Source organism: Streptomyces sp. NPDC055103 (assembly GCF_053607625.1).
This window is the reverse complement of record NZ_JBSGTX010000008.1, coordinates 1-24,655: the sequence shown is the minus strand read 5'-3', so window position 1 is coordinate 24,655 and position 24,655 is coordinate 1. Positions and strand designations below refer to the sequence as shown.

Here is a 24,655-nt window from a genome sequence, read left to right as displayed (position 1 = left end):
TTGTTCTCTGTGGTGATCAGGTGGCCGGATGGTCGGATGTCGGGATGGTCGGGTCAGTCGGTGGCGGGGCCGGTGCTGTGGGCGAACCGGTCCACCACCCGGGAGCCGGAGAGGACCTGCCCCTCCCAGCTGTAGGTCTGGCCGAAGGGGTTGCCGTCCCGGCCGCCCCGGCGGCTGAACGTCAGCGCGATCCGGTCGCCGCGCCGCACCCGTACCGGCCGCTCGACCGGCAGGTAGCAGTGCTTCCAGCTGTCGGACGTCGTGCGCCCTTCGATGTCGTCCCCGGAGATGTCGAGGGCGACGCTCTCCGAGAGCTGGGCGACGAAGTAGCCCTTGAAGCCGGTGAAGACGCCGTCCCGCTGCACGGTGTAGGCCGGTGACACGCGGTACGAGGTCTCCGTCCCGCCCGCCGGGGCCGAACCCGGCTCGTAGCGCCGGATCAGCCGGGGCGAGGCGAGATGGCCCGCGACCGGCAGGACGGTGTCGTAGTACAGGGAGAAGGGGCTCTCCGCCCCACGGGCGGCGAGCAGGTCCGCGAAGGCCTCGGGCCCGCCCGCGTCCCGCGGCCCCTCGCCGGTCAGCTGCGCGTGGGCGGACTCGGCGGTCACCGGGACCAGAAAGCTGTCCACGAGGCTGGGCAGCATCGCGCCCCCGGGCCGCAGGAAGCGCTCCCGGGCATCGTCGAGGATCGCGGAGAAGTTCTCGTTGTCGGCGAGGTTCCCCATGATCTCGGAGATCACGATGTCGACCCGCTCGGGCAGCTCCAGGTCGAAGGAGAGCCCGGGCAGTGGGACGAAGCGGTCGGCGAAGCCCGCCTCGGCGAGGCGCTCGGCCGCCGTGGCGAGCACCTTCTCGTTGAGGTCGATGCCGTACACCCGGGCCGCCCCGGCCTCCAGGGCCCAGCGGGCCAGGATGCCGGTGCCGGTGCCGAGGTCGAGGACGACGTCCCCGGGTCGTACGGCCTCGTTGATCGCGGTACTGAACGCGGTCATCCGGAGGTCGTCCCCGAGCATCAGCTCATGGAACTCCGCCCCCCATTCGAGCAGTTGCTCGGAGGCGGGGAGCCAGACCTGCTCGGCGGCGTAGTAGCCGGGCCAGACACCCCCGCGGTACACGGTCAGCGGATCGTCGCCGGGGCCGCGCGTCGGACAGCCGGTCGCCAGGTCGAAGCCACTGTGGTGGAGCGGGCAGCTGATGCGCAGGGTGCCGGGGTTCACGTAACCGTGGACGAGGCGCCCCTTGCGGTGCGGGCAGAAGGCGTCGATCACGAACTCCTGGCCGGCGGCGCGGACGCGCAGACGGTCGCCGGGAAGTTCCCTGAGGGACGGCGGCTCGGTGGCGGGGTCGCGGTCCGTCATGCCGCCGCCCGGCCGGCGTGCTCCCTGGCCCGCGTCACGGCGGCGTCGAACGCGCCGCCGATCAGCCCGGAGAGCAGCCGGGCGCCGGTCCACAGCCGGGCCGGGTCGAGACCGTACGCCGCCTCGTGCTCCTTGATGGCCAGCTGCATCTCGCGCATGTGGAAGGTGTCGATGTGCAGGTGCTCGGTGTAATAGCGGCTCTGCCGGATGCCGAGCCGCTCGCAGGCCTGGGCCTGGTGGGTGAACGCGTCCGGGATGGACGCCTCCAGGTAGGCGAGGGCGCCGAGGAAGTACTCGACGTGCGGGGTGCGTTGCGTGAGCCAGTAGAAGACGTTCAGGAACTGGAAGGTCTCGTCCGCGGTGGTGTCGAGGAAGCTGTCGGGTTCCTGCGGCAGGCCCAGCTCGGACAGGAGCAGCCGGTAGAGCTGGGAGTGCGCCTGCTGGATGTTGCCGCAGCCGAACTCGTCGATCAGGACCCGCATCACGGCCATCTGGGCCTTGATCGGGAGCCGGGGGACGGCCGGGAAGAAGTTCTGCGCCTCGGTCAGCCCGCCGAGCGCGAACTCCCGGACGACGAAGGCGAATTCCTCGCGGGTTGCGTGATCGGCGAGGTACTCGCCGGACGGGTTGCCGGCCCGCTCGTCCGCCAGGAGTCCGTCGAGGAGGCGCTGCCAGCCGGCCCGGTCGGGGACCGGTTCGCCGGTGGAGTCGAGGGAGTCCACGAGTGGGACGATCCAGTCCCGCTCGATCTCCTCGACCCGCGCGAGCAGGCGGGAGTCCGTGATCCCGCGGTTGTGCCGGAACAGCTCACGGTGCACCGACTCCGCTCCGGCGGCCCGGGACGAGGTCTGGACGGTGTTCGTTGCCGTGCTCACGAATCGACCTCCCCGGTGTCCGCGGTCCTGTCGGTCTCCAGCACCCCGCTGCGGTACAGCGCGGTCTTGACCCAGCGGTACCAGTCGTCCTTCTCCAGGCCGTAGCGCGCGCAGGCGTCGGCGAGAACCTCTTCCGCGTTCGCCAGCCGGCCGGCGAACAGATCGGCGCACAGGGCCGGTTCGACGTTGGCGAGCGCCACGACGTACCCGTCGACGGGCCCGGATTCGAGCAGCAGGTGTTCGAGACCGGCGAGGACGCGCGCGCCGGGCCGGGCCTCGACGAGCCGCCGGGTGAAGGCGGAGCTGCCCGAGGAGTCCTTGACGCCCACCACCGAGGGGATCTCGCAGATCCGCAGCAGGGTGTCGAAGTCCGCGCAACTTCCAGCGACTTCGGTGCCGTGGTAGACGACCACGGGTAAGCCGCCGTGCTCGGCGAGGTCCGCGAAGTGGCGGTAGATCTCGCCCTGGGTGACCCCGGTGCCGTACGGACCGGTGGCGACGAGGGCGTGCGCGCCCAGGTCGGCGGCGACCCGCGCCCGTTCGAGGACCTGTTCCGTGGTGGGCCGCAGGACGCCCGCCAGGACGGGCAGTTCGCCGGCGTGTTTCACCGTCGCCCCGAGCATGTCCTCCCACTGGCGGTCCGTGAGCCACCGGCCCTCGCCGGTGCTGAGGTTCGGCAGCAGGGCGTCGACGTGGGGGCGGAGGGTGTCGAGCAGCCGGGCGACGCCGTCCTCGGAGACCTCGCCGGTCTCCGAGAGGGGTGTCACCAGGGCGGCTATCACTCCCTGGTTCATCTCAGGCTCCCTCGGTCAGGGCGCTGTCCCCGAGGGGCAGGCGCAGGGCGAGCGATGTGCGGTAGAGCCGCTCCAGCGGCTCGGGAAAGGCTGGCTCCGGCTCGCCGGCGGGCCAGTCGGCCACGGCGCGGACGGGAAGCCCGTCGAAGCCGGACAACCGGGGGCCGACCGTATGCAGCAGTCCCTTGCGGTTGATCACCTGGCCGACCAGCATCCGGTCGATGAAAGGGAGTTGCCGCGGGGTGTCGGAGCCGGAGAGGGCCAGGTGGACGTCCGCCCGGTCGTACCCCTCTCGGCTGATGTCCATGACCGTGTGGAGGTGGTCCATGAACGGGTAGTAGAGGTCCTGGAGTTCGCGCGAGTAGCCCCAGATCACGTCGTCGCAGCGACCGACCTGCTCCAGGCTCATCACCACGCGCTCTTCGAGGTGGCGCACGAAGAACGCCTTGGCGGCGACGCGCAGGCCGTCGTCGGCGCTGTGCATGCCGAGGAAGAGCGCCGCGTCGATGAACGCGGCGCGTCCGTCGGCGTCCTCGGCGATCGCGGCACCTGTCTCGTCAGCGGCCATGGCGGTCCAGCACCTCCCGCAGTCGCTTCATGGCGCCGGCGAACATCTGCGGCTCGCGGGCGAGGGCCATGCGGACGAAGGGCTCGCCGCGGCCCGGCTGACTCCAGTAGAAGAACCGCCCGGGCAGGACGTACACACCCACCTCCCGCAGCTCCCGCTGGAGTTCCGTCGCGTCAGCTCGGGGTGCTGGATCCTGGCCCAGGCAACGCTGGTCTTCGCGATCGGCTCCTGGTACTCGAGGATCGTGCCCTGGAGGGTCTCCCGGACGGCCGCCCTGTTGACGTCGAGCACGTCACGGATCGAGGCCAGGCTGTCGGCCTCGGAGTTCTCCACGTACTGGGTCAGCATGTTGAGCACGAACGGCGAGACGTTCAGAAGCACGCTCGTGTGGAGGTTGTACACCTCCTCCTTGATGTCGTCGCTGGCCGTGAGCATGGCCGCCTTCGCGTCCTGCACCGGCCAGGTCTTGCCGGTGTCCTCGATGGCCAGGTAGCGCACCCCGGACTCCTCGAGCAGTTCGTATACGTCGAACCGGACGAGTTCGGAGTCGTAGAGGGTGAACGAGGCGAAGCAGAAGTCGATGATCAGCAGCTTGTTGTGGTCCTTGCAGAACCGCACGACCTCTTCGAAGCCCTTGCGCCCGTGCTGCATCAGGCTGAACCCCGTGGGGTTGTTGGGGTCGACGAGGAAGAGCGCGTCGGTGCGGACCCGGCGCTTGAGTTCGGCGTAGATCCGGTCGGGGTCGTGCAGTGCCGACTCCTCGACGGGGTACAGCGGGACGCCCATGTTCGACAGGACGTCGTGCAGGTTGTCGAAGCAGGGCTCGACCAGGGTCACGGCCATGCGCTGCTGCTTCAGGTACATCGCCACGACCATGGTGGAGATCGAGGCGGCGTACGACAGCAGGGTCTTCTGCTTGGCGAGCGCGGTGGGCTGGCGGTGGAGACGGAAGAACGCCTCGATGAACCGCTGTTCGTAGGTGGCCTGGAGCCCCTCCTCCGCCTCGTACCACAGCTCGGGAAGCCGGGCGACGATCTTGTGCTGGGCGGCGGACTGACGCTGGTGGGTGTGGGCGTCGGCGAGGTTGAACTCGGTGAGCAGGGCCTGGATCTCGTGCTGCGTCAGGTCGAGGAGCTCCTGGCTGCTCAGGGTCGTGCCGGCGTGCGCGGTCATGGTTCCTCCATGCGAACGGCATACGGGTGAGCGCGTGCGTGCGGGAGTGCCGGCGTGGCGCGGGGCGCCACGGTTCTGCTCGTGTCCCGGAGAGTTGCTGCTGCGGCGAGCCGCGGCCCAGGGCACACGGAAGACCGTCACTGATGGACGGTGGGGGAACTGCCTCTACGGATGGAGGCCCAGACGCTCAGCGTCGGCTGCGATGCAATATCGGAAACCGGTTCCAGACATGCATCTCCCCCGTAAACGGACTGCGGTCCGATTGGGGGCGACTCTGCCACATCGCGCGGCGGCGGGACAAGCGATCCGGGGCAGGGCGAGTCGCGGTGACTCGGCCTTCGCCCGGGGGTTCCTGGCCGTAAACTGCCCAGACGCCGCCCGGGCCCCACCGGGACTCCCACGGAGCGAGAACCGAGAGGCCCCCAGGTGCAGCAGGTGCCGCCCGACAGCTGTCCCCTCGACACACGCGAGGCGGCACCGGAGCGGTCGGACGCCGCGCGCAACCGGCTGCGCATTCTGGCCGCGGCCCAGTCGCTGTTCGACCGCCACGGGGTCGAGAGCGTGTCCATGGACCGCATCGCGGCGGAGGCGGGCGTGGGCAAGGGCACGCTGTTCCGCCGGTTCGGCAGCAAGGCGGGGCTGGCGGCCGCCCTGCTCGACACGCAGGACAGCCGGCTCCAGGAGCGCATCCTTTTCGGCCCGCCACCGCTGGGCCCCGACGCCCCGGCCGCCGATCGCGTCCTGGCGTTCTTCGACGCGTACCTGGATCTCCTGGACGACAACCTGGAACTGGTGAGGCTCTCGGAGACGGCCGCGCCGGGCGCACGCTACCGGATAGGTTCGTACGGATTCTGGCGCGTCCACCTGGCGTTGATGCTCCGCGAGGCCTGTCCGGATCTCGACGCCGACTGCACGGCCCATCTGCTCCTGGCGCCGCTGGACTCTGACCTCCAGCACGCCCTGCGTCAGGGCCGGTTCGACCCCGAACGGATCCGGAGCACCTTGCTCACGCTGGTGAAACGAGTCATCGACCACTGACGCGGCCTCCGGGCGCGGCCCGTGCCGGCATGGCACAGCGCGTCCGGGCATGGCGAGGCGCGTCCGGGCTCGACACGCGTCCAGACTCGACGCGCGTCCAGGCTCGAAGCGCGTCCGGGCTCGAAGCGCGTCCGGGCATGGCGATGGGCCTCGGTGCGGGGTATCACCGCACCGAGGCTCCCGACCGGGACTGTCAGCCCTCCCGGATCGCCTCGAACTCGAGGGACAGCTCGATCTCCTTGGAGACGAGGATGCCGCCGGACTCGAGGACCATGTTCCAGGTCAGGCCCCAGTCCTCGCGGTTGACCTTGCCGTGGGCGGAGAAGACCGTACGGTCGTTGCCCCACGGGTCGCGCGCGTAGCCGAGGTAGTCCACGGCGAGCGTCACCGGGCGGGTGACGTCCTTGATGGTCAGGTCGCCGACGAGCGTGCCGCGCCTGCCGTCCCACGTCACCGAGGTGGAGACGAAGGTGGCCTTCGGATACTTCTCCACGTCGAAGAGGTCCGCGGAGCGCAGGTGCTCGTCGCGCGTGGAGTCACCGCTGTCGACGCTGGCCACGTCGATGACCGCGGTGACCTTGCTGTCCTCGGGCCGCTCGCCGATGACGAGGGTGGCCTCGACCCCGGTGAAGCGCCCGCGGACCTTGGTGAGCATGAAGTGACGCCCGACGAAGCCGACCTCGGCGTGCCCCGGGTCGATCTTCCACGGGCCGGCGGCGGGCAGTTCCACGCCGTCGACGGTACGAGTGGGTGCGGTGGTCATGCCGTGCGCTCCTTCGGTCAGGCGACGGACTCGGTCGGCAGACCGGCCTCGACCCAGTCGTCCTTGCCCTCGTAGTACTCGTACACGTTGGTGTAGCCCAGCTCGACAAGGCGGTCGGCCGCGATGCCGGAGTTGGGGCACGGGCTGTTGGCGCAGTAGACGGCGATCTCCGCTTCCTTGTTCGGGAGCAGGGTCGGCGCCAGCGCGTCCACCTGGTCGTGCGGGACGTTGAGCGCTCCGGGCAGGTGCTTGTCGTTGTAGTACTGCGCCGGCAGCGCCTCGATCACCGTCACCAGGTTCTCGTCGATCTTCTTCTTCAGTTCGTCACGCGAGATCCGCTGAGCCATGGGTGGTCTCCCTCATCAGAAATAGTCCGTGCGTCTGCACACACTCTAATAGTCCGTGCGTGCGCACACAAGCTATACTTCTCGTCATGGTCATGAGAGAGGGTGAGCACCGGGTCGAGGCGTGGCGAGCGCTGCTGCTGGCTCACAACTCCGCCGTGCGTGCGATCGAGAGCGATGTGCAGCGCGACGGCCGCATCCCGCTCACCTGGTACGACGTGCTCCTGGAGCTCCGCGGAGCCGGCGAGCGGGGCCTGCGCATGCAGGAGGTCGCCGAGCGTGTCGTGCTCAGCAGGACCCGGGTGAGCCGCCTCGTCGACGAGATGGCCCGCTCCGGCCTGGTGAGCAAGCAGCCCGACGACACGGACAAGCGCGTCACCTGGGCGGTGATCACCGACGAGGGCCGCTCCGCCCTGCGCGAGACCGCGCCGGTCTACATGCGCGGCATCCGGGAGCACTTCGGCCGGTACCTCACGGACGAGGAGGCCGCCGTGATCACGACGGCGCTCCTGCGCGTGGCGGGCACGGGCGACGACCTCCGCCTGGGCTGACCAGCGCCGCGCCCGCGCGCCCGTTCAGCCGGCCGAGCGCTGGATCTGCTGGGACATGACCAGCCGTACGTTGCGCAGGCGCGCCTCGGCGTTCGTGTGCGCGGCCCTGCTCACGAGCCGCCCACCACCCGCCGCCTTCCAGGACTCCTCCGGGCCCGGCGGTACGGGGTAGGGCAGGCCGGGATACGGCTGCCCGGGGTACGGCTGTCCCGGGTGGGGCTGCGGCACGGGGTGCCCGCCGGGGTACTGCTGCGGGAACGGCGGCATCCCCGGGGGCATCGGCATCGGCGCCTGCCCCTGCTGGGGCGCACCCGGCACCGCCGTGGCCTGGGCCTCTGTCACGAGGACCGTCTCCAGCGCCTCGCCGAACCCGAGCCCGACGGCGTACGCGTCGGCGCGGAACTCGGCCCGCCGGTGCAGCCAGGCGACGAGCAGCGGACCGGCCGCCAGCGGGACGACGAACCACCACATCCCTTCCACGACGGTGAACAGGAAGAGGAACTGGACGATCATGAGCGAAAGGCAGCCGCCGCAGGCGATGCCGGCCCAGTGCTTCGTCCGGAAGAGGAGGAAGAGGAGGGCGAGGACGGCCCGCCCGGCCGCCCGCGCGGGCAGGGCGTACCAGTCGGCCAGCATCGCCGCCCAGGTGTGGCCGCCCACGTGGTGGCCCAGCTCGTGCGCCAGCACCGCGCCCAGACGGGAGTTGGGCAGCCGCTCCATCGCATGCCGGGTGACGGCGACGATGTGCCCGGCGGCGGCGGTCGCGTTCAGCTCGGCGCGCTCCTGGATCCAGAGCTCGTACGTCTCCCGGTTCACACCGGCGCGACGCGTCACCTGCTCCCAGACCACGTCCAGCCGCTGGGCCTCTTCCGGGGTGGGCCTGCGCATCCCGAACAGCCGCCGGGCGATGGCCGCCTCGACCTTGCGATGGAAGACCAACGGCCCGGAGAACAGCCAGAGCACCGGGACGACCAGCGCGAGAACGGGGTTGACCAGGGCGGACAGGAAGGCGACGACACCCAGGCTGACCAGCCCGATGGGCAGGGTCACGAGGAGATGGGACAACGCGGCCCCGTCGATCCCGCGCTGTACGGACTTCACCATCCTGCGGCCCTGGTCCAGGGCCAGGTCGTCATAGCCGTCGACGGGCCCCGAGGCCGGCGGCGGAGGCCCCGCGGGCCGGGGCGGCGGGGGCGGGGACACGGGCGTCACGTCCTCCGCGGCCCTCGGCGCGGGCACCGCCTCGCCGGGGTAGGCGGGCGGGGACGCAGCGCGGACGTCCGCCGGCCGCGCCGCGTCCCGTACGACGGTCCGTACGTCCGCGGGGTACGAGGGCGCCGCGACGCCCGGGGCGTTGGACGGCGGAATCGCGTCCGGGTACGCGGGCGGGGAGGCGGCTGATTCTCGCGGGTACGCCGGGGGCGGTGTTTCCTCCGGGTACGACGGCGGCACGGGCGCCTCGCCTGGGTAGGACGGGGGCGCGTTCTGCTCTCCCGGGTACGGGGGCGGAACCAGCCCTCCCGAAGACGGCGGTGACGGGACCTCCTCCCCCGGATACGCCGGGCGCTCCGGGTACTCCGGGTACTCCGGGTACTCCGGGTACTCCGGGTACTCCGGGTACTCCGGTGGCGGGACGTCCTCGTGGTCGGGCGTGGACATGGCGATGTGTCTCCTGACGGTTGTGCGTGACGAATCGTCGACGGCGGCGGCCCAGCCGTCCCGGCGGACCCCGCGGACTCCCGCGGGGCCCGCCGTCTCAGCCGGCGAGCAGCGCGCCCGGCAGCAGCACCAGCGCCACCGTGAACCCGGCGATGCCCACCCTCAGCCACTCGTACTTGATCGAGACGATCCGGCTGTTCTCCATGAGGGAGGCGACGACGGCCGCCCTGGGAGCACGGTCGGTGTCCCGCAGCGCCTCCTCCAGGACCGACTGCCCTCGACGGGCCGCGCCCCGGATGTCCGCGAAGTGTGTGAGGGGGTCGCCGGGCTGCCAGCCGACCGTGCGGTAGCGGGGGACGACGGCCATGAGGAGGGACGTGAGCGAGACGAGAAAGCAGACGGCTCCGGCCCACCACAGCACTTGGCCCGACACCGAGAGGTCGTTGGGGTGCCAGCCGCGTGCGGCGAGCACGCCGACGAGCGCGGCGGCGGCCATGCCCTGCGCGGCCACCAGGATCGACCCCTTGGTGTCGGCCCGTACGGCCTCCTGCCGCAGCTCGCCCAGGAGCCTTTCGGCCGCGCTCTGCGACAGTCGCTGCGGCTCCGCCCGTACCGGCGCCGGCACGGACCCGGAGCCCGCTTCGGGAGCGGTCGCGCTCATCGCGGGGGCTGCGGGGGCGTGTGGTAGCCGAAGACCGGCCCGTCCTCCGGCGGGGGCGGCGGCGAGGGCTGCGCCGGCCCGGGCCTCTCGACCACGGCCCCCTCGACCGCTGCCCCCTCGTCGTCGGCCTCGTCCACCGCGTCGGCCGCGTCGGCCGCGGGCTGAGGCTGCGCCAAGGACTGCGGCTGCGAGGGGGGCTGCGCCGGGCCCGGGGACAGCTTCGCGCCCAGGACCTCCTTGATGACGTTGGCCGCGAGCCGGCGCGGCTCGTCCATCTGGTGCTCCTCCAGGCCGCCGGGGCCGCCCCCGAGCGCCTGGATCGCGACCGTCAGCTGGTTCTTCATCGCCAGCAACTGGTCCTGGCGCAGGTTCTCCATCACCAGGCGGGCGTCCTCGGGGTGCCGGGCGAGCTGGAAGGCCATCGCCGCCGGGCCGCCGCGCTCCAGGTAGTAGGCGTAGTACTCGATCTTCTTGGCCTCGATCTCCTGGAGCTCCAGCTCCTGCTGTCCGCGCGCGAGAGCGCGCTCGTGGTCGAGGTCCTGCTGCTGGGAGTCGATGCGGTGCTGCTGCCGGCCCTGGACGAGCGCGCGCTCCGCGGCCAGTTCGTCCTCCCGCATGAGCAGGGCGTGGCGCGGTTCGAGCTTCTCGCGCGCGAAGGCGATCTCGCGCATCTGGCGTTCCTGTTCGAGGGCCGCCTCGTCCCGCCGGATCTGGAGACCGCAGCGGACGTCGAGCCCGGCCCGCACACCCAGCGGCCCGGCGGCCTCGATGGCCTTGCGGGCATGGGATTCGGCCGCGGCGCTGTCCTCCATGTCGAAGCCGCGGAGCACGGGCCGGACGGCCTGCTCGACGAGACGCTGGACCATCGCCGGGACGTTCCGCTCGCCGCTCGCCACGAAGGCGGCCGGGTCGAGGACCTGCCAGGTGCAGCTCAGGGACACCTCGAACAGGAAGGCGTCGCGCCGGCTGGCGACGGCGAGGACGGTGGCGGCCTCGTGCCACCCCATGTCCACCTCGTAGACGCTGGTCCAGCGCCGGGTGGCGAGCTCCGTACGGCTCGGCCGGCTCGGCGGCAGATAGGTGTCGAGGCTTCCCTGGGCCGTGGTGAACACGAGGGCGTGGTCGATGCGCGTGGCGCGCAGCGGCTTGAAGCGGGACAGCTCCTGGATCGTGACCACCGGGTCGACGAGTGCGGTGTGGCGGTTCGCGTCCTGCTGCCACTGGGGCGGCTGGCTCATCATGGTGACGTGGCTCCTTGGGACCGTACTGGCGGCGTGCGCCCGAGGGTTCACGCCGGGGACTGATGCCGGGGACGGCGGGTCTACGCCGGAGTACGGGCGTCCGCGTGCGGCACGGGCGCCGTCGGCACGAGGACGAGGGCCCGTAGCCGGAGGGCCACCGCGGGCGGGGCGGAGTCGCCTTCGCCGCGCAGGTTCTCCAGGAGGTAGGCGAGACGCCGGTGGTCCTCGGTGGAGACCGCGAGCAGGGGCAGCAGTCCGGCGAGCGCTGTCTCGGCCCCCCGGTCGTGTTCGGCGGCGCGGACCCAGTGGCGCAGCGTGTTGAGTCCGGACGCGGAGCACACCGGGTCGTTGAGGACTCCGCGCCACAGGGCGGCGAGGGCGTGCCGCAGCACCGCTCCGTACGTTCCGGGCGTCGCGTCGCCGCGCGCGAACAGGTCGAGCAGCAGGGGACGTCCGGTACCGCCGGGTCCGTCCGTGGGGCCGCAGGCGTGGACCGTGGCGCGCAGCACGAAGTCCCTGGTGGTGCCGCGGAGCAGGGGCGGCAGCGCGCCCCACAGACCCGCGACGGCGTCCCAGTCGTCGCGGGCGGCCGCCTCCTGTCCGGCGGCGAGCAGCAGGGCCGCCGCCGACTGGGCGAGGTCGTCGCGCTCGTCCGCCCAGCCGCGCACGGGCGTGACGCGGGTCTCCAGGCCGCGGGCGGCCTCGGTGAGTGCGGCGAGGGCCTCCTGGGGGAAGGCGTCCCCGACGAGGGCGTAGCCGCGGACGGCCGTCCAGCGGAGCCGGTGGTCGGGTGCGACGCACCACTCGGCGAGGATGCGGGAGACGTGCGGGGCGCCCAAGTGGTGGGCGAGAGCCAGGGCGTTGGCGGCGGCGAGGCGGGCGCGCAGCCGGCGGTCCGCCGCCCAGGAACGGATGAGGAGCGCCATGGCCGACGGCAGGTCGGCCTCGGCCATGACGGCGGCGGTGGCGGCGGCGCGGGTACGGACGACGGGCCGGGGGTCGTCGGCGAGACGGCGCAGCCACGCCACGAGCGCGGGCCGTGCGGACGGGTGCCCGGTCCAGACCTCGCGCAGCAGGGTGATGGCGGTGAGCTTGTCCCTGAACTGCACCTTCGTCTGGAGCACCGGGCCCCATTCGGTCTCCTCCGGCTCCTGGTACCGGTCGGCGAGCGCCTGCTCGACGCGCTGGGCGCTGGAGGTGCCGAAGACGGGGATCCGGGCCGGTTCCCCCGGGTTCTCGATGCGCTGGAGGAGGCCGAAGAGGACGTCGCTCAGTTCGGCGGTGAGGGGGTACGGCGCCTCGTCGAAGGTCGCGAGGGCGATGAGGAAGGCCTTGTCGTGGAGGCTGTGGTCCGCGCTGTCGAACCACTCCCTGACCTGGCGTTCGGCGGCGTAGTGGCCGAACGCGCCGAGCTCGGCCAGGGACACCGTGCCGCGCGCGTGGTCGGCGACGCACTCGGCGAAGCGTGCCGTGTCGGCGACCGGCCGGTGGTGTGCGAGGACGGCCTTCACCTCGGCGAGGGCGAGGAGTTCGTCGACGGTCCGCCCGGCCAGGTCCTTGTGCCGGAGGTGTCCGGCGAGCAGGGCTGCGGGCTCGGGCGGCTCCCAGGAGACCGGGCTGACGCTGCCGTGGACGACGGGGTGGGGCCCGACGACGACGACCAGATGGCTGCCGGCGGCGTGAAGCCGCTCGCTGAGGGCGCGGACGTGGTGTTCGCGCAGGGGACGCTCGGCGGTGGTGGTGAAGTCGGCGACGAGGTGGCCGCAGCCTTCGCGGAGTTCTCCGGCGAGCCGGCCGGGCGGGAGCGCCGGGTCGAGGGCCCGGTAGGAACGGGAGCCGACGGCGCGGAGCAGCATGAGGGCGGCTGCCCTGCGGCCCGTGGTGGCGGGACCGGAGAGGATGGCCACGCGGTGTTCCCTGAGCCCGGCGAGGGCGACGGCGAAGGGGCTGCCGGGTTCCCATGGTTCGACGGTCAATGGCGCGTCGCTGTCGCCGGCGGTGGCGTCGTGGTCCTCGCGCTTCTCTCCTGCGGGGTGAACGAAGTTCCGTGCGAGCGCCTCGACTTCGGAGCGGGGGATCTCGCCCGAGCGTTCCTCGGTGTCGCCGCCGAGGTGGTATTCCACCTTGCTGCCGCCGAGGATGACGTCTCCGGTGACGTGGCCGCCGCTGACACCGTGCTGGTCGCCGCCGACCAGCGAACCGCCGACGCGGGCGGAGTGGCCGAACATGATGCCGGGGCTGTGCCGGTAGAGGTCACGGCGGGAGTCCCAGGCGTGCTCGGTCTCGTCGTCCACGCCGCCGGCCGATTCCTCGGCGCCGGCGATCGCGTTGCCGGTCCCGTCCGGCGCCTGTGTCGTGTGCGGGTCGTGCGGGTCGTGCGGGTCCGCCGCGGACCGCTCCGGGTGCGGGCCGGGCCCGTCCGGGCCGGACCGGTGGTCCTGGATTCCGTTCACGACCGGCTCCCGTCGGCGGAGTCGTCCTCGGCGGCGCGGGTGCCGCCGAGCACGACGTCGCCGGTGACCTGGCCGCCGCTCACGCCGTGCTGGTCGCCACCGACGAGGGAGCCGTGGATCACGGGCGCGCCGCCGTGGAAGTGGAAGACGGCCCCGGCGGGCCGCTCCTGCGGAGCCACGGCCTGGGCGGGGGCGGACGCGGAGGCGTAGGCGGCCTCCCTGGTCTCGGTGGCGTCCCTCATCCCGGTCGCCTCCCTCATCTCGGTCGCCTCCGTGGACCCGGTGGCCCCGGCGCCCCCCGGGGCCACGTCGGCCCCCTGCCCCCCGCCCCGGTCCCCCCGGTCCTGCGCCGCACCCAGGTGGATCCAGGCGGGCAGCACACCGTCCTTCACGGTGACGTCCGCGCGCCGGAAGAGGTCGGGCCGTACCCCTCGGTGGCCGTGCCGGACCACGCCCTCGTACACCGGGGCGCTCACCGCGAGGACGCAGTGCTCGTCCCGGCGCTCGGCGAGGGCGGACCGCAGGACGTCCGCGTCGAGCAGCCGGCAGGCCTGGTTGAGGTCGTGTCCGACGAGTCCGCCGGTCGTCCCGGCGTGCGGGTCGTGGGCCACCTCGCCGGACGCGAGGACGATCCTCAGCCGCATCTGGGCGCTGTCCGAGGCGAGCAGGTTGTGCTCGTGGAGCAGCTCGGGGGTGGTCGTGAGCAGTGACCGAAGGAGCACGGTCTTGGCCACGTCCCCGCTGAGCAGCACGATCAGACCGTCACCACGGTCCTCGCGGTACTGCTGGGTCGCCTCGACGCCCGCGGCCTCGAGCGTCTGGTCGACGATCTTGTTGAAGGTGCGCCGCAGGACGGCCTGCACCACGTCGTCACGACGGCTGAACCGTTCGACGTCGAGGAGGAGGATGGTCCGGTTGACAGGCTCGCGCATGGCCGCCTTCCGCTGGAGACGCTGGTGAAACGGCCCCCGCTCGGGGCCTTCTGGACATCAAGAAGATGTCAGGGGCAGGGAGTTCGAGGCGACGGAACCTAGCACACTCGGAATGTGACCGTGTGCACAGAACGAGTCCCGCGCCGGCCGCCGCGGCGGCCGCGGTCAGGCGTTCCCCGAGCGCGCCATCTGCCGGAGTACGTCAGGTCGTACGACGACGAGGCCGCGCCGCCCGGTCCGCACGATGCCCCGGTCCCGCAACTGCTTGAGCAGCCGCGCCACCGCCTCGCGCGAGGCCCCGACCGAGCCGGCGAGCTCGCTCTGGGTGAGCCCGGCGGTGAGCTGGACGCCGTCCTCCGACTCCTCGCCGTGGGTGCGGATCAGTTCGAGGAGGAGCAGGGCGAGCCGCTCCTGCACGGCGAGCGAGGCGAACTGCACGCGCCGCCGGTCGCTGTCGCGCGTACGGTCGGCGGTCAGGGCGAGCAACTTGCGTGCGATGCCCGGGCGTTCGTCGAGAAGGGCGCCGAACCGCTCGGCGTCGACGGCGAGGGACTCGACGGGTTCGAGCGCGATGACGGTCGCGCCGCGCGGCCGCCCGCTGAGCAGGGCCTGCTCGCCGACGATGTCGCCGGGCCCCCGGAGCGCGAGGAGCGCCTCGTATCCGTTGGGAGCCGCCGAGGTCACCTTGGCCCACCCCGAAAGGATGATCAGGACGTGGGTCGAGGGCTCGTGCTCCCGCAGCAGCAGCTGCCGCGCGGGGAAGGAGAGGGGTCTGCCGCTGTGGAAGAGCGCCTGCCGGTCGTCGGTGTCCAAGCGCGCCACGAAGGGGACTTGGTCCTCGAACTGCGTCAACTGATTCTCCCGACTACCTCTTCGGGCCGTACACGACCGGACGATCAGCCGGGACGTTAGCGCATCCCGGCCGCGGCCGTTCGGTGATCACCCGGTTGGTCCGGCCCGCGGTCAGCTCGGGGAGCACCTGGAGCTCCTGCGGCGAAGGTCTGCCCGGCCACCGTGCGGTGTCACCTGGAATTGCCCCCACCGCACGACGCCGGCCAACTGGGCGGCACAGGCTGTCACGCGAGGGGCGGAGCGGACGAGTGGGGGTACGGGTGTGGTCGCCGCGGACGGATCGGTCGTCGAGGAGCCCCGGCCGGCGGTACGCCGCCGGGCGTCCGGATCGTGGTCGCGGCGGAGTCTGCGGCTGTTCCTCCTCCCCGCGCTCGCGACCGTACTGACGGGGCTCACCACGCCGGCGGTGCCGGGCGATCTGCTGCTGCCCTTCGAGCGCGTCGTGGTCCTGGAGGGCAAGATGGCTTCCAAGCGGGACTTCTTCGAGGACGAGGAGGTCCAGCGGATCCTGCTCACGCACCACATCACGGTCCACATCACCAGCTCGGGCTCGCGCGAGGTCGCCGTGCGGGACATCGCCGCCTTCGACTTCGTCTTCCCCTCCGGGCAGCCCGCCGGTGACCTGATCACCGGAGTGCGCGCGGCGGACGGACTGTACGCCAAGGTGCACCGGCCCTTCGTAAGCCCCATCGTCCTCGCGACCTACCGGGAGTACGCCGAGACCCTGCGCGACGCCGGCATCGCCACCCCGCTGCCCTCCGCGGGTGCGGACCGGCCGCTCTGCTACTCGCTGGACATGCGGAAGTTCCTCGACGGCATCGACCGCGGGAAGCGCTGGAACGACCTGGGCATCCGGCGGAACGGGATCGCCAACGCCAACCGGATCGTCGCGCAGAGCCCCGACGCCTGCGGTCCAGTTGCGTGACGTCGAGAGCTTCGTCCTGATCCGGGGCCGGTTCCGCGCGACCCGCGCGGGCGAGGGCTCCACCGTCTCCCTCGCCCCGTACGGAGACCCGGACGACCCCTCCCAGGGGCCCCGCGTCCGCGTCACCTGCACCACGGACGGCCTGCGCAACGACGTCCCCCCGGGCACCTTCTCCGCCCGCTGCCTGGGCAAGGTCCAGGAACGGAACGCGGCCGAAGGGGTCCTGGAAGTCCAGGCGATGGCCATCTTCCACTGAGCCGTGGCCATCACCGGAACTTCCGAAGATCACCGTTTCTTTCGATCGGAGTGGTCGTTGCACCCAAAGATCCATTGGGGTGACTGAGCGTCACCATCGATTCGAAAGTGCGTGCCCTCCGTGAGTGTCATCTCCGAGAACCCGTGGCTTCCCCCTGAACGTTCCGTGGCGACCCGGCCCGGTGCCCGGCTCTTCTGCCTCCCGCACGGCGGAGCGGACGGGTCGGTCTTCCGGTCCTGGCACGGCCTCGTGGGCCCCGGGATCGAGGTCGTGCCCGTCCAGTTGCCGGGGCGCGGGATCCGGATCGCCGAGCCCGCCGAGACCTCGCTGCTCCGGCTCGGCGAGCAGCTCGCCGGGCCGATCGCCCACCGCGCCGACGACCTTCCCTATGTGCTGTTCGGCCACAGCATGGGCGCCCTGCTCGCCTACGAACTCGGCCTCGCCCTCCAGGACGGCCCCCGCCCACCGGCTGCCGTGGTCGTGTCCGGCAGCGTCCCTCCGCACGTGCCCCGCGGCACCCCCGCGATGCATCTGCTCCCGGACGAGGAGTTCCTCTCCCGGCTCGGCGCGCTGGGCGGTATCCCTCCGGAGCTGCTCGCCGAGGAGGAGTGGCTGGAGCTCTTCCTGCCAGTGCTGCGCGCCGACTTCGAGGCGGCCGAGACCTACCGGACCCACGGCACGCTGTCGCCCGGTGTGCGTCTGATCGCCCTCGGCGGCTCAGACGACCCGGCGGCCCCTCCCGCCGACGTCGAACGCTGGCGGGAGCTGGGCACCGACGTGACGGTCCGGATCATCGCCGGTGGCCACTTCTTCCCCTTCGAGTCGACCGACGAGGTCCTCGCCCTCGTGTCGGCCGCCTGCCGGGCCCGCTGACCCGCGCCCTCCTCTCCCTTTCCTTACGGACATCGTGATCAAGGACCGTCTTTTCATGAGCAAGAAGTCTTTACGACAGGGACGCTACGGCGTCGACGCCCCGGGCTGGCTGCTGGCGTTCGGCGCCGGTGTCGTGGCACCTCTCGCGGCGGTCGCCGCGGGAGGCCCCCGCGGGCTGCTGCGGATCCCGCCGGTGACGGCCGTCGCGGGAGGGCTGTTCCTGCACGCCTCCGTCCGAGGCAAGTTCCTCGTCTGGGAGGAGCAGTTGGACGCGCTCGACCTCCAGGGCGACGAGCAGGTCCTGGACCTGGGCTGCGGACGCGGAGCGGTGCTGACCGCCGTGGCGCGCCGGGTGCCGAAGGGGCGGGTCACCGGGGTCGACATCTGGCGCTCGGTCGACCAGTCCGGCAACGACCAGCGGACCGCCGTCGCCAACGCCGAAGCCGAACAGGTCGCCGACCGGGTGGAGTTCGTCACCGCGGACATGCGGCGACTGCCCGTCATGGACGAGCGTTTCGACGTCGTGCTGTCCAGCATGGCGATCCACAACATCACCAGCGCCCAGGGCCGCGAGGAGGCCGTACGCGAGGCGTACCGGGTGCTCAGGCCCGGTGGCCGGCTGCTCATCGCCGACATCCTCCACACCCGCCGTTACGTCGAGATCCTGCGCGCGGCCGGCGCCGTCAACACCACCCGCACCGACGCCGGCCCCCGGATGTGGTGGAGCGGGCCCTGGGTCCGGACCCTGCTGGTGAGCGCGGAGAAGCCCGCCGGGCACCCCGGTGACGGCGAACGAGACCCGGAGGACCAGGCATGAACCTCTCCGTACCCTTCCCCGGGGCATACGGCCGACGGCCGAGCAGCTTCGTCGACCTGCTGCGGGCACGGGCCACGCGGCAGCCGGACCGCCTCGCGTACGTCTTCCTCGACAGCCACGGCGAGGAGGAGTCCCGCCTGACCTACGCGCAACTCGACCACCGGGCACGGGTGGTGGCGGCAAGCCTCCAGGAGGAGGGCAAGACCGGCGACCGGGTGCTGATCCTGCACCAGCCGGGCGCCGGCTACCTGAGCGCGTACTTCGGCTGCCTGTACGCGGGGGCGATCGCCGTCCCCTGCTACCCGCCGAACTCCCGCAACCTGGCCCGGCTCAGGGCCGTCGCCGCGGACGCGGCCCCCACCGCCGCCCTGACCGGTGACCGGATCCCGGCCCGTGTGCGCGAGCAGCTCCTCGACGCAGCCGAGCTGCGGGAGGTCGCCTGGCTGCCGGCCGGCGCTCTCACCGTCGACGCCGAGGAGTGGAGGGATCCGCTCGTCGGCACCGACTCCCTCGCGTTCCTGCAGTACACCTCGGGCAGCACCGCCGCGCCGAAGGGCGTGATGGTCTCGCACGGCAACCTGCTGCACAACTCCGCCCAGATCCAGGCGCGCACCCGGACCTCCGAGGACTCCGTCGTCGTGAGCTGGCTGCCGCCGTACCACGACATGGGGCTCATCGGCGGCATCCTGCAACCCCTCGTCTCCGGGTGCCCCGGCGTCCTGATGGCGCCGGGCACGTTCGTCCTCGATCCCCTCCAGTGGCTGCGCGCGATCTCCGCCCACGGTGCCACGACCTCCCCGACGCCCCCCTTCGCCCTGGACCTGTGCGTCGAGCGGGTCGATCCCGCCGACCACGAGCCCCTGGACCTGAGCACGCTGGGCACCGTCATCGTCGGCGCGGAGCCCGTACGGTCCGCGACGCTGGACCGGTTCGCCGAGCACTTCGCTCCCTGGGGGCTGCGTAGGGAGGCGCTGCGGCCCAGCTTCGGTCTCGCCGAGGGCACCCTGATGGTGTCCTGCGGGGAGCACCTCAGCCGCTCGTCCGCCGTCACGGTCGACGCGCCCGCCCTGGAGGCGCACCACGTCGTCCCCGGCGCCGCCGACGCCGGGCCCGGACGCAGCCGGGACGTCACCGGCTGCGGCTCCGCCGTCGACGGGCAGCGGCTGCTCGTCGTCGATCCGGCCACCGCGGCCGTCCTCGGCCCCGAGCGGGTCGGTGAGATCTGGGTGGGCGGCCCGAACGTCGCCCGCGGGTACTGGGGGCGGCCGGAGGAGAGCGCGGCGACCTTCGAGGCGGAACTCGCCACTGGAGAAGGACCGTTCCTCCGGACCGGGGATCTCGGTTTCCTGCGGGACGGCGAGCTGTTCGTCACCGGCCGCAGCAAGGACCTGATCATCGTCAGGGGCCGCAACCTCTACCCGCAGGACATCGAACGCTGCGCGGAGCGCGGCCATCCGGCGCTGCAGGCGAACACCTCGGCCGCCGTCACCGTCGACGACGACGGGACGGAGCGCCTGGTGATCGTCGCCGAGCTCCGGCGCGGGGCGGCACCGCCGCCCATGGCCGAGGTCGCTCGGGACCTCGGCCGGGCGATCGCCGCGGAGTTCGACGTCCGCCTCCACGGCCTGGTCCTCGTGCGTACCGGCACCGTCCCCAAGACCTCCAGCGGCAAGATCCAGCGCCGGGCCACCCGGCAGGCGCTCCTCGACGGCACCCTCACCGTCGTCGGCGAGTGGACCACCGGTACGGGCACGAGCCCGGCACCGCCCCCGGCCAATCGCGGACAGGGCGCCGTGGAGGCCTATCTGAGCCGTCTGGTGGCGACCCTGGTCACGGACGGCTCGGCCGCACCCGACCGGGATCGCCCACTGCTGGATCTGGGTCTGGACTCGCTGGCCACGCTGCGGCTCGTCGGCGGGATCGAGCGCGACCTGGGCGTGGACGTCTCCGACGCCGTGTTCGACGGCGATCCGACCCTCACCGCGCTCGCGGCCACCGTCCTCCAGCGGTGCCCGTCGGGGCTCCCCCTCACCGACGAGGGCCTGGTGGTCCCGGCCGGGACGTCACGCGTCGCGACAGCGGGGACGGCGCTCTCGTCGACCGCCGAACCCGCGAGTGCCCGACCCGCGGCCGACGGACCCGACGCGGCCGCCGCCCACGCCCCCTTCCCGCAGACGGACACCCAACAGGCCTACTGCCTCGGCCGTACCGGCGCGTTCGAGCTGGGGAACGTCTCCACCCACGTCTATCTGGAGTTCGACGCCCCCGCTCTCGACCTGCCCCGCTTCGAGCACGCCTGGCGGCGGGTGATCGACCGGCACGAGATGCTGCGGGCCGTCATGCTGCCCGACAGCAACGAGCAGCGGATCCTCGCCGACTTCCCCCCGTACGAGATCGGGGTCACCGACCTGCGCGGACGGGAGCCGCACGAGGCGGAGGCGGAGCTGGCGGCCACCCGGGACCGGCTGTCGCACGAGGTCCGTCCGGCCGACCGGTGGCCGCTGTTCGAGGTCGCGGCCACCCGGCTGGACGACGGTCTCCGTATCCACCTCAGCGTGGATTCGCTGATCGCGGACTTCTCCTCCGGGCGACTGCTCCTCGACGACCTGTCCCGCTTCTACGAAGAACCGGACGCCCGGCCGGCGGCGCCGGAGAAGAGCTTCCGCGACCACGTGCGCGCCGAGGCGGACCGTCGCGAAGGGGCCTCGTACCGGCGCTCGCGCGACTACTGGTGGAGCAGGCTGCCGCAGCTGCCCCCGGCGCCACAGCTCCCGGCCGCCGCCCGCGCCGGGTCGGTCGACCGGCCGCGGTTCACCCGGCGGGAGACGACCCTGCCCGCCGAACTGTGGCAGCGCCTCAAGGAACGGGCCGGCCGGGCCGGGCTCACCCCGACCGGACTGCTGCTCGCCGTCTACGCCGAGACCGTGGCCGCCTGGAGCGCCGGTCGGCACTTCACGCTCAACGTGCCGCGCCTCACCCGGCCCGTGCACGACCCCGGCTTCCACGAGGTGTTCGGGCAGTTCGCCTCCTTCACCCTGCTGGAGGTCGACTTCCGCGCCGACTCCTCCTTCCTGGAGCGGGCGCGCGGGCTCCAGCGGCAGCTCAGGTCGGACCTGCGGCACCAGGACGTCAGCGGCGTCGAGGTGCTGCGCGAGCTGATGCGGCTCCAGGGCGGGTTCGACCAGGCGCTCATGCCGGTCGTCATGACCAGCAACCTCGCCTTCGCCACCGCGGCGAGGACCCCGCTGGAGAAGCTCCTCGAACCGGTCTTCGCCGTCTCGCAGACCCCGCAGGTCTCCCTCGACGAGCAGGTCCACGAGGAGGAGGGAGCGCTGCTCCTGAACTGGGACGCCGTCGACGAGCTCTTCCCCGCCGGACTGCTCGACGACATGTTCGCCGCGCACACGGACCTGCTGCACCGGCTCGCGACCGACGAGGACAGCTGGTCGTGGAGTGGGCCGCTCGCCCTGCCCCCGGCGCAGGCCGAGCGGCGCCGGAGGAGCGCGGGCCCGACCCGCGCCGTACCGGAGATCCAGGTGCAGCAGCTCTTCGAGCGGCAGGTGGCCGACCGCCCAGACGCCCCCGCGGTGATCGCCCCGGACCGGACGCTGTCCTACGCCGAACTCGACGCCGCCGCCCGGCAGGTGGCCGGCCGGCTCCGCGCGCACGGCGCACGGCCCGGCCGGCTGGTCGCCATCGTCATGGACAAGGGCTGGGAGCAGATCGCCGCCGCCTACGCGGTGCTCTTCTCGGGCGCCGCGTACCTGCCGGTCGACCCGGAACTGCCCGGCGCGCGACTGCGCCGGCTGCTCGACAGGGGCGAGGTCGACCTCGTCCTCACCCAGTCGTGGCTCGACGACACGCTGGACTGGCCGGCCGGACCGCTGCGGCTGTCCCTGGACCGGCCGCTGCCCGCCGTGACCGGCGCACCGCTCCCCTCCGGCGGCAGCCCGGCCGACCTCGTCTACACGATGTTCACCTCCGGCTCGACGGGCGAGCCGAAGGGCGTGATGGTCAGCCACCGCGCGCTGGTCAACTGCCTGGTGCAGACGATCGAGACGTACCGGATCGCCGAGGGCGACCGCTGTCTCGCGGTGACCGCGCTCCACCACGACCTGTCCGCCTTCGACGTCTTCGGCGTGCTCGGCGCGGGCGGCACGGTGGTCGTACCGGCCGCCGCCGACCGCCGTGACCCGGCGCACTGGACGGAGCTGATCGCCACCCACCGGATCACGGTCTGGAACTCGGTGCCGGCGATGATGGAGATGCTCCTGGAGAGCACGGCCGGAGACGACCGCCTCGCCTCGCTCCGGCTGGCGATCCTCGGCGGCGACTGGATCCCCCTGACGGTGCCGCCCCGGCTCGCGGCGGCGGCGCCCGGCATCGAGCTGGTCTCCATCGGCGGCCCGACCGAGACGACCGTGTGGAGCATCTGGTACCCCGTCGCCGAGGTCGATCCGGCCTGGCGGAGCATCCCGTACGGCACGCCCCTCGCCAACGTCCGCTACTACGTGCTCGACGAGCGCCTCCAGGAATGCCCGGAGTGGGTCACCGGCGAGATGTACGTCTCCGGCGCGTGCCTCGCCGACGGCTACTGGCGCGACCCCGAGCGCACCGCGGCGGTGTTCGTCGCCCACCCCGGCTCCGGGGAGCGGATGTACCGCACCGGGGATCTCGGCAGGTGGCGGCCCGACGGCACCGTCGAGTTCATGGGCCGGGCCGATTTCCAGGTCAAGATCCGCGGTCAGCGCGTCGAACTCGGCGAGATCGAGGCGGCGCTGCTCGCGCACCCCGCCGTCGCCTCGGCCGTCGTCACCGCGACCGGCCGGCCCGACAGGCCCGGCCACGACGGCCTGGTCGCCTACGTCGTCGCCGAGTCGCCGGCCGGCGCCGCGCTGCCGGACACGGCGGAGATCGAGGAGGCCCGCCGCGACGGCGTCACCGTGCTCGACCCCTTGGGCCGGGCCGCGTTCAAGCTCGCCCGGCACGGCCTGCGCCGGGAACCCGACCGGCCGCGGGTCGCCCTCCCGAAGGTGCCGGAGGAGCCGTCGCGGCGACGCAGCGAGCGGGCGTTCGTCGCCGAACCGATCGGCCTCGCCGACCTGGCCGACTGCCTGGACGTCCTGCGCCAGGACGAGGTGGACGGCCTCCCCAGGTGCCGCTATCCGTCCGGCGGCGGCCTCTACCCGGTCCAGACGTATCTGCACGTCAAGGCCGGTGCGGTGGCCGGCCTCCCGGCGGGCACGTACTACCACGACCCGCGGGAGAACGCGCTGGTCACTCTCGACGAGGGTGCGACGCTCGATGCCGGGATCCACGCCGCGCACAACCGGGCCGTCTTCGAGGACGCCGGCTTCAGCGTGTTCCTCGTCGCCGACCTCGACGCGATCGAGCCCCTGTACGGCTCGATCGCCCGCGACCTGTGCCTGCTGGAAGCCGGGTACATGGGCCAGCTCCTGATGGAGCGGGCGGCGCGCACCGACATCGGCCTCTGCCCGATCGGCGCGCTCTCCTTCGACCCGGTCAGGCCGCTGCTCGCCCTGGGCGAGCGTCACATGCTGGTGCACTCCCTGCTCGGCGGCCACGTCGACCGCGACGCCCCCACCCGAGCGGCCGGGCCCGCCGTGCCGCTCCCCGAGCGGCTCCGGGGGTGGCTCGGCGACCGGCTGCCCGCGCACATGGTGCCCGAGCGCGTGGTGACCCTGGACAGGTGGCCGCTCAGCGCCAACGGCAAGATCGACCGGCGCGCTCTGCCCGCCCCCCGGCAGACCGACGACACACCCGGGTTCGTCGCGCCGCGCACCCCGACCGAGGAACGGCTCGCCGCCCTCTGGTGCGAGGTCCTGAACCTGCCCCGAGTCGGGGTCCGCGACAACTTCTTCGAGCTCGGCGGCAACTCCCTGGCCGCGACGCGGCTGGTCGCCCGGATCCGCGACGGCTTCCGGGTGGCGATCGGCCTGCGGGAGATGTTCACCGCCCGCACGGTCGAGGACCTCGCGGCCACGATCGACCGGCTCGTCGACAGCACGAACAGCTAGCTTGACTCTGTCGGGGATCTTGGAGTCGCCGAGGTCAGGCGCCCAGGGTGCGCCAGGACTTCGGCCGGGGGATCTCGTGCTGATCGAGGTAGGTCTGGAAGGCGGTCGGTCGGCGTGGCCGGGGTGCTTCCTCGGTCGGTGGGAGACCGCTGAGGCGCTCGATGTTGATGGCGATGGCGGTCAGGACGTGCTGGACATGAGCCTTGCTCTGGCCTCGGTAGCGGCAGCGGCGCATGCCGTGGCCGTGGGCGAACTCGTTGACCGTTCCCTCCACTCCGGAGCGGACCGCGTAGCGGGTCTTCCACTCGGGTGTCTGCTGCTCGGCACGGACGCGGAGTTGCAGGTCGCGGAGTTCTCGTGGGGGAAAGCCGACGGTGCGGTGGCGTTCACGGGAGGTGGTGCACTGGGCGCGGGCCGGGCAGGGGTGGCACTGGCTCTTGGTGAACCGGGCCACGATCAGCGGGGCCGCGGTGGGCGAGGAGGT

21 protein-coding genes are annotated in these 24,655 nt (G+C 72.5%); 7 read left to right on the top strand and 14 right to left on the bottom strand.

What is annotated here, in order from left to right:
* Positions 1-53 precede the first annotated feature (53 nt).
* From ACWFR1_RS07695 to ACWFR1_RS07675, 5 genes are read right to left on the bottom strand one after another with little or no spacing between them, the layout of a single operon-like run.
* Positions 54-1,358, bottom strand: a complete 1,305-nt coding sequence (locus tag ACWFR1_RS07695) for a methyltransferase domain-containing protein (RefSeq protein WP_453547676.1) — start codon at positions 1,356-1,358, stop codon at positions 54-56.
* A complete protein-coding gene (locus ACWFR1_RS07690; protein WP_453547673.1) occupies positions 1,355-2,233 on the bottom strand; it encodes an iron-containing redox enzyme family protein in 879 nt (292 codons plus the stop codon). Before ACWFR1_RS07690 ends, ACWFR1_RS07695 begins: the two co-directional genes overlap by 4 nt.
* Complete coding sequence (locus ACWFR1_RS07685) at positions 2,230-3,027, bottom strand: dihydrodipicolinate synthase family protein (RefSeq protein ID WP_453547671.1); 798 nt, start codon at positions 3,025-3,027, stop codon at positions 2,230-2,232. The genes ACWFR1_RS07690 and ACWFR1_RS07685 overlap by 4 nt, the downstream gene beginning before the upstream one ends.
* A 1-nt stretch (position 3,028) precedes the next feature.
* Complete coding sequence (locus ACWFR1_RS07680; RefSeq protein ID WP_453547668.1) at positions 3,029-3,595, bottom strand: DUF6190 family protein; 567 nt, start codon at positions 3,593-3,595, stop codon at positions 3,029-3,031.
* A 27-nt stretch (positions 3,596-3,622) separates the two neighbouring features.
* Positions 3,623-4,768, bottom strand: coding sequence for an aminotransferase class I/II-fold pyridoxal phosphate-dependent enzyme (locus ACWFR1_RS07675; RefSeq protein ID WP_453547666.1), 1,146 nt, complete (start codon positions 4,766-4,768; stop codon positions 3,623-3,625).
* Between the two features lie 435 nt (positions 4,769-5,203).
* Between ACWFR1_RS07675 and ACWFR1_RS07670 the strand changes: the two genes are divergently transcribed.
* Entirely contained in the window at positions 5,204-5,806 is a 603-nt protein-coding gene (locus tag ACWFR1_RS07670; protein ID WP_453547664.1) for a TetR/AcrR family transcriptional regulator, read from the top strand.
* A gap of 193 nt (positions 5,807-5,999) precedes the next feature.
* Here the strand turns inward: ACWFR1_RS07670 and ACWFR1_RS07665 are convergent, their stop codons facing one another.
* On the bottom strand, positions 6,000-6,569 hold the full coding sequence (locus ACWFR1_RS07665; protein WP_453547662.1) for a YceI family protein: 570 nt from the start codon (positions 6,567-6,569) through the stop codon (positions 6,000-6,002).
* 17 nt (positions 6,570-6,586) lie between these two features.
* Positions 6,587-6,916, bottom strand: coding sequence for a rhodanese-like domain-containing protein (locus ACWFR1_RS07660; RefSeq protein WP_453547659.1), 330 nt, complete (start codon positions 6,914-6,916; stop codon positions 6,587-6,589).
* Positions 6,917-7,002: 86 nt separating this feature from the next.
* Here ACWFR1_RS07660 and ACWFR1_RS07655 point away from each other — a divergent pair, with 86 nt between their 5' ends.
* Positions 7,003-7,464, top strand: coding sequence for a MarR family winged helix-turn-helix transcriptional regulator (locus ACWFR1_RS07655; protein WP_453547657.1), 462 nt, complete (start codon positions 7,003-7,005; stop codon positions 7,462-7,464).
* A gap of 24 nt (positions 7,465-7,488) precedes the next feature.
* Here the strand turns inward: ACWFR1_RS07655 and ACWFR1_RS07650 are convergent, their stop codons facing one another.
* The 6 genes from ACWFR1_RS07650 to ACWFR1_RS07625 all read right to left on the bottom strand — a co-directional run bounded on the left by ACWFR1_RS07650 (position 7,489) and on the right by ACWFR1_RS07625 (position 15,262).
* A complete protein-coding gene (locus ACWFR1_RS07650) occupies positions 7,489-9,123 on the bottom strand; it encodes a M48 family metalloprotease (RefSeq protein ID WP_453547655.1) in 1,635 nt (544 codons plus the stop codon).
* 97 nt (positions 9,124-9,220) lie between these two features.
* On the bottom strand, positions 9,221-9,784 hold the full coding sequence (locus tag ACWFR1_RS07645; protein WP_453547653.1) for a Pycsar system effector family protein: 564 nt from the start codon (positions 9,782-9,784) through the stop codon (positions 9,221-9,223).
* On the bottom strand, positions 9,781-11,025 hold the full coding sequence (locus tag ACWFR1_RS07640; protein ID WP_453547651.1) for a PE-PGRS family protein: 1,245 nt from the start codon (positions 11,023-11,025) through the stop codon (positions 9,781-9,783). Before ACWFR1_RS07640 ends, ACWFR1_RS07645 begins: the two co-directional genes overlap by 4 nt.
* Positions 11,026-11,105: 80 nt before the next feature.
* Positions 11,106-13,478, bottom strand: coding sequence for a hypothetical protein (locus ACWFR1_RS07635; protein ID WP_453547649.1), 2,373 nt, complete (start codon positions 13,476-13,478; stop codon positions 11,106-11,108).
* Positions 13,475-14,410 (bottom strand): hypothetical protein, encoded by a 936-nt coding sequence (locus ACWFR1_RS07630; protein ID WP_453547646.1) that lies wholly within the window; start codon positions 14,408-14,410, stop codon positions 13,475-13,477. The genes ACWFR1_RS07635 and ACWFR1_RS07630 overlap by 4 nt, the downstream gene beginning before the upstream one ends.
* 165 nt (positions 14,411-14,575) lie before the next feature.
* Entirely contained in the window at positions 14,576-15,262 is a 687-nt protein-coding gene (locus tag ACWFR1_RS07625; protein ID WP_453547643.1) for a Crp/Fnr family transcriptional regulator, read from the bottom strand.
* 262 nt (positions 15,263-15,524) lie between these two features.
* On the opposite strand from ACWFR1_RS07625, the gene ACWFR1_RS07620 reads away from it, so the two are divergent.
* The 5 genes from ACWFR1_RS07620 (at position 15,525) to ACWFR1_RS07600 (ending at position 24,171) form a co-directional block, all read left to right on the top strand.
* Entirely contained in the window at positions 15,525-16,187 is a 663-nt protein-coding gene (locus tag ACWFR1_RS07620) for a hypothetical protein (RefSeq protein ID WP_453547641.1), read from the top strand.
* Positions 16,180-16,443 carry a hypothetical protein gene (locus ACWFR1_RS07615; RefSeq protein ID WP_453547639.1) on the top strand — a complete coding sequence of 88 codons (264 nt, stop codon included), beginning with the start codon at positions 16,180-16,182 and terminating at the stop codon, positions 16,441-16,443. Before ACWFR1_RS07620 ends, ACWFR1_RS07615 begins: the two co-directional genes overlap by 8 nt.
* Positions 16,444-16,563: 120 nt before the next feature.
* On the top strand, positions 16,564-17,316 hold the full coding sequence (locus ACWFR1_RS07610; RefSeq protein ID WP_453547637.1) for a thioesterase II family protein: 753 nt from the start codon (positions 16,564-16,566) through the stop codon (positions 17,314-17,316).
* A gap of 55 nt (positions 17,317-17,371) precedes the next feature.
* The gene (locus ACWFR1_RS07605) at positions 17,372-18,133 is read left to right on the top strand and encodes a class I SAM-dependent methyltransferase (RefSeq protein WP_453547635.1); all 762 of its coding nucleotides are present in this window, start codon (positions 17,372-17,374) and stop codon (positions 18,131-18,133) included.
* Complete coding sequence (locus tag ACWFR1_RS07600) at positions 18,130-24,171, top strand: amino acid adenylation domain-containing protein (RefSeq protein ID WP_453547632.1); 6,042 nt, start codon at positions 18,130-18,132, stop codon at positions 24,169-24,171. The genes ACWFR1_RS07605 and ACWFR1_RS07600 overlap by 4 nt, the downstream gene beginning before the upstream one ends.
* Positions 24,172-24,205: 34 nt before the next feature.
* Here the strand turns inward: ACWFR1_RS07600 and ACWFR1_RS07595 are convergent.
* Positions 24,206-24,655 (bottom strand): transposase (locus tag ACWFR1_RS07595; protein ID WP_453547629.1); only part of this gene is annotated, 450 nt, incomplete at its 5' end.

Excerpts from the sequence above, each read along its gene's own strand:
- ACWFR1_RS07695 (WP_453547676.1), bottom strand. The coding sequence starts at position 1,358 with ATGACGGACCGCGACCCCGCCACCGAGCCGCCGTCCCTCAGGGAACTT.
- ACWFR1_RS07685 (WP_453547671.1), bottom strand. The coding sequence starts at position 3,027 with ATGAACCAGGGAGTGATAGCCGCCCTGGTGACACCCCTCTCGGAGACC.
- ACWFR1_RS07680 (WP_453547668.1), bottom strand. The coding sequence starts at position 3,595 with ATGGCCGCTGACGAGACAGGTGCCGCGATCGCCGAGGACGCCGACGGA.
- ACWFR1_RS07675 (WP_453547666.1), bottom strand. The coding sequence starts at position 4,768 with ATGACCGCGCACGCCGGCACGACCCTGAGCAGCCAGGAGCTCCTCGAC.
- ACWFR1_RS07665 (WP_453547662.1), bottom strand. The coding sequence starts at position 6,569 with ATGACCACCGCACCCACTCGTACCGTCGACGGCGTGGAACTGCCCGCC.
- ACWFR1_RS07660 (WP_453547659.1), bottom strand. The coding sequence starts at position 6,916 with ATGGCTCAGCGGATCTCGCGTGACGAACTGAAGAAGAAGATCGACGAG.
- ACWFR1_RS07655 (WP_453547657.1), top strand. The coding sequence starts at position 7,003 with ATGGTCATGAGAGAGGGTGAGCACCGGGTCGAGGCGTGGCGAGCGCTG.
- ACWFR1_RS07650 (WP_453547655.1), bottom strand. The coding sequence starts at position 9,123 with ATGTCCACGCCCGACCACGAGGACGTCCCGCCACCGGAGTACCCGGAG.
- ACWFR1_RS07645 (WP_453547653.1), bottom strand. The coding sequence starts at position 9,784 with ATGAGCGCGACCGCTCCCGAAGCGGGCTCCGGGTCCGTGCCGGCGCCG.
- ACWFR1_RS07640 (WP_453547651.1), bottom strand. The coding sequence starts at position 11,025 with ATGATGAGCCAGCCGCCCCAGTGGCAGCAGGACGCGAACCGCCACACC.
- ACWFR1_RS07630 (WP_453547646.1), bottom strand. The coding sequence starts at position 14,410 with ATGCGCGAGCCTGTCAACCGGACCATCCTCCTCCTCGACGTCGAACGG.
- ACWFR1_RS07605 (WP_453547635.1), top strand. The coding sequence starts at position 17,372 with ATGAGCAAGAAGTCTTTACGACAGGGACGCTACGGCGTCGACGCCCCG.
- ACWFR1_RS07600 (WP_453547632.1), top strand. The coding sequence starts at position 18,130 with ATGAACCTCTCCGTACCCTTCCCCGGGGCATACGGCCGACGGCCGAGC.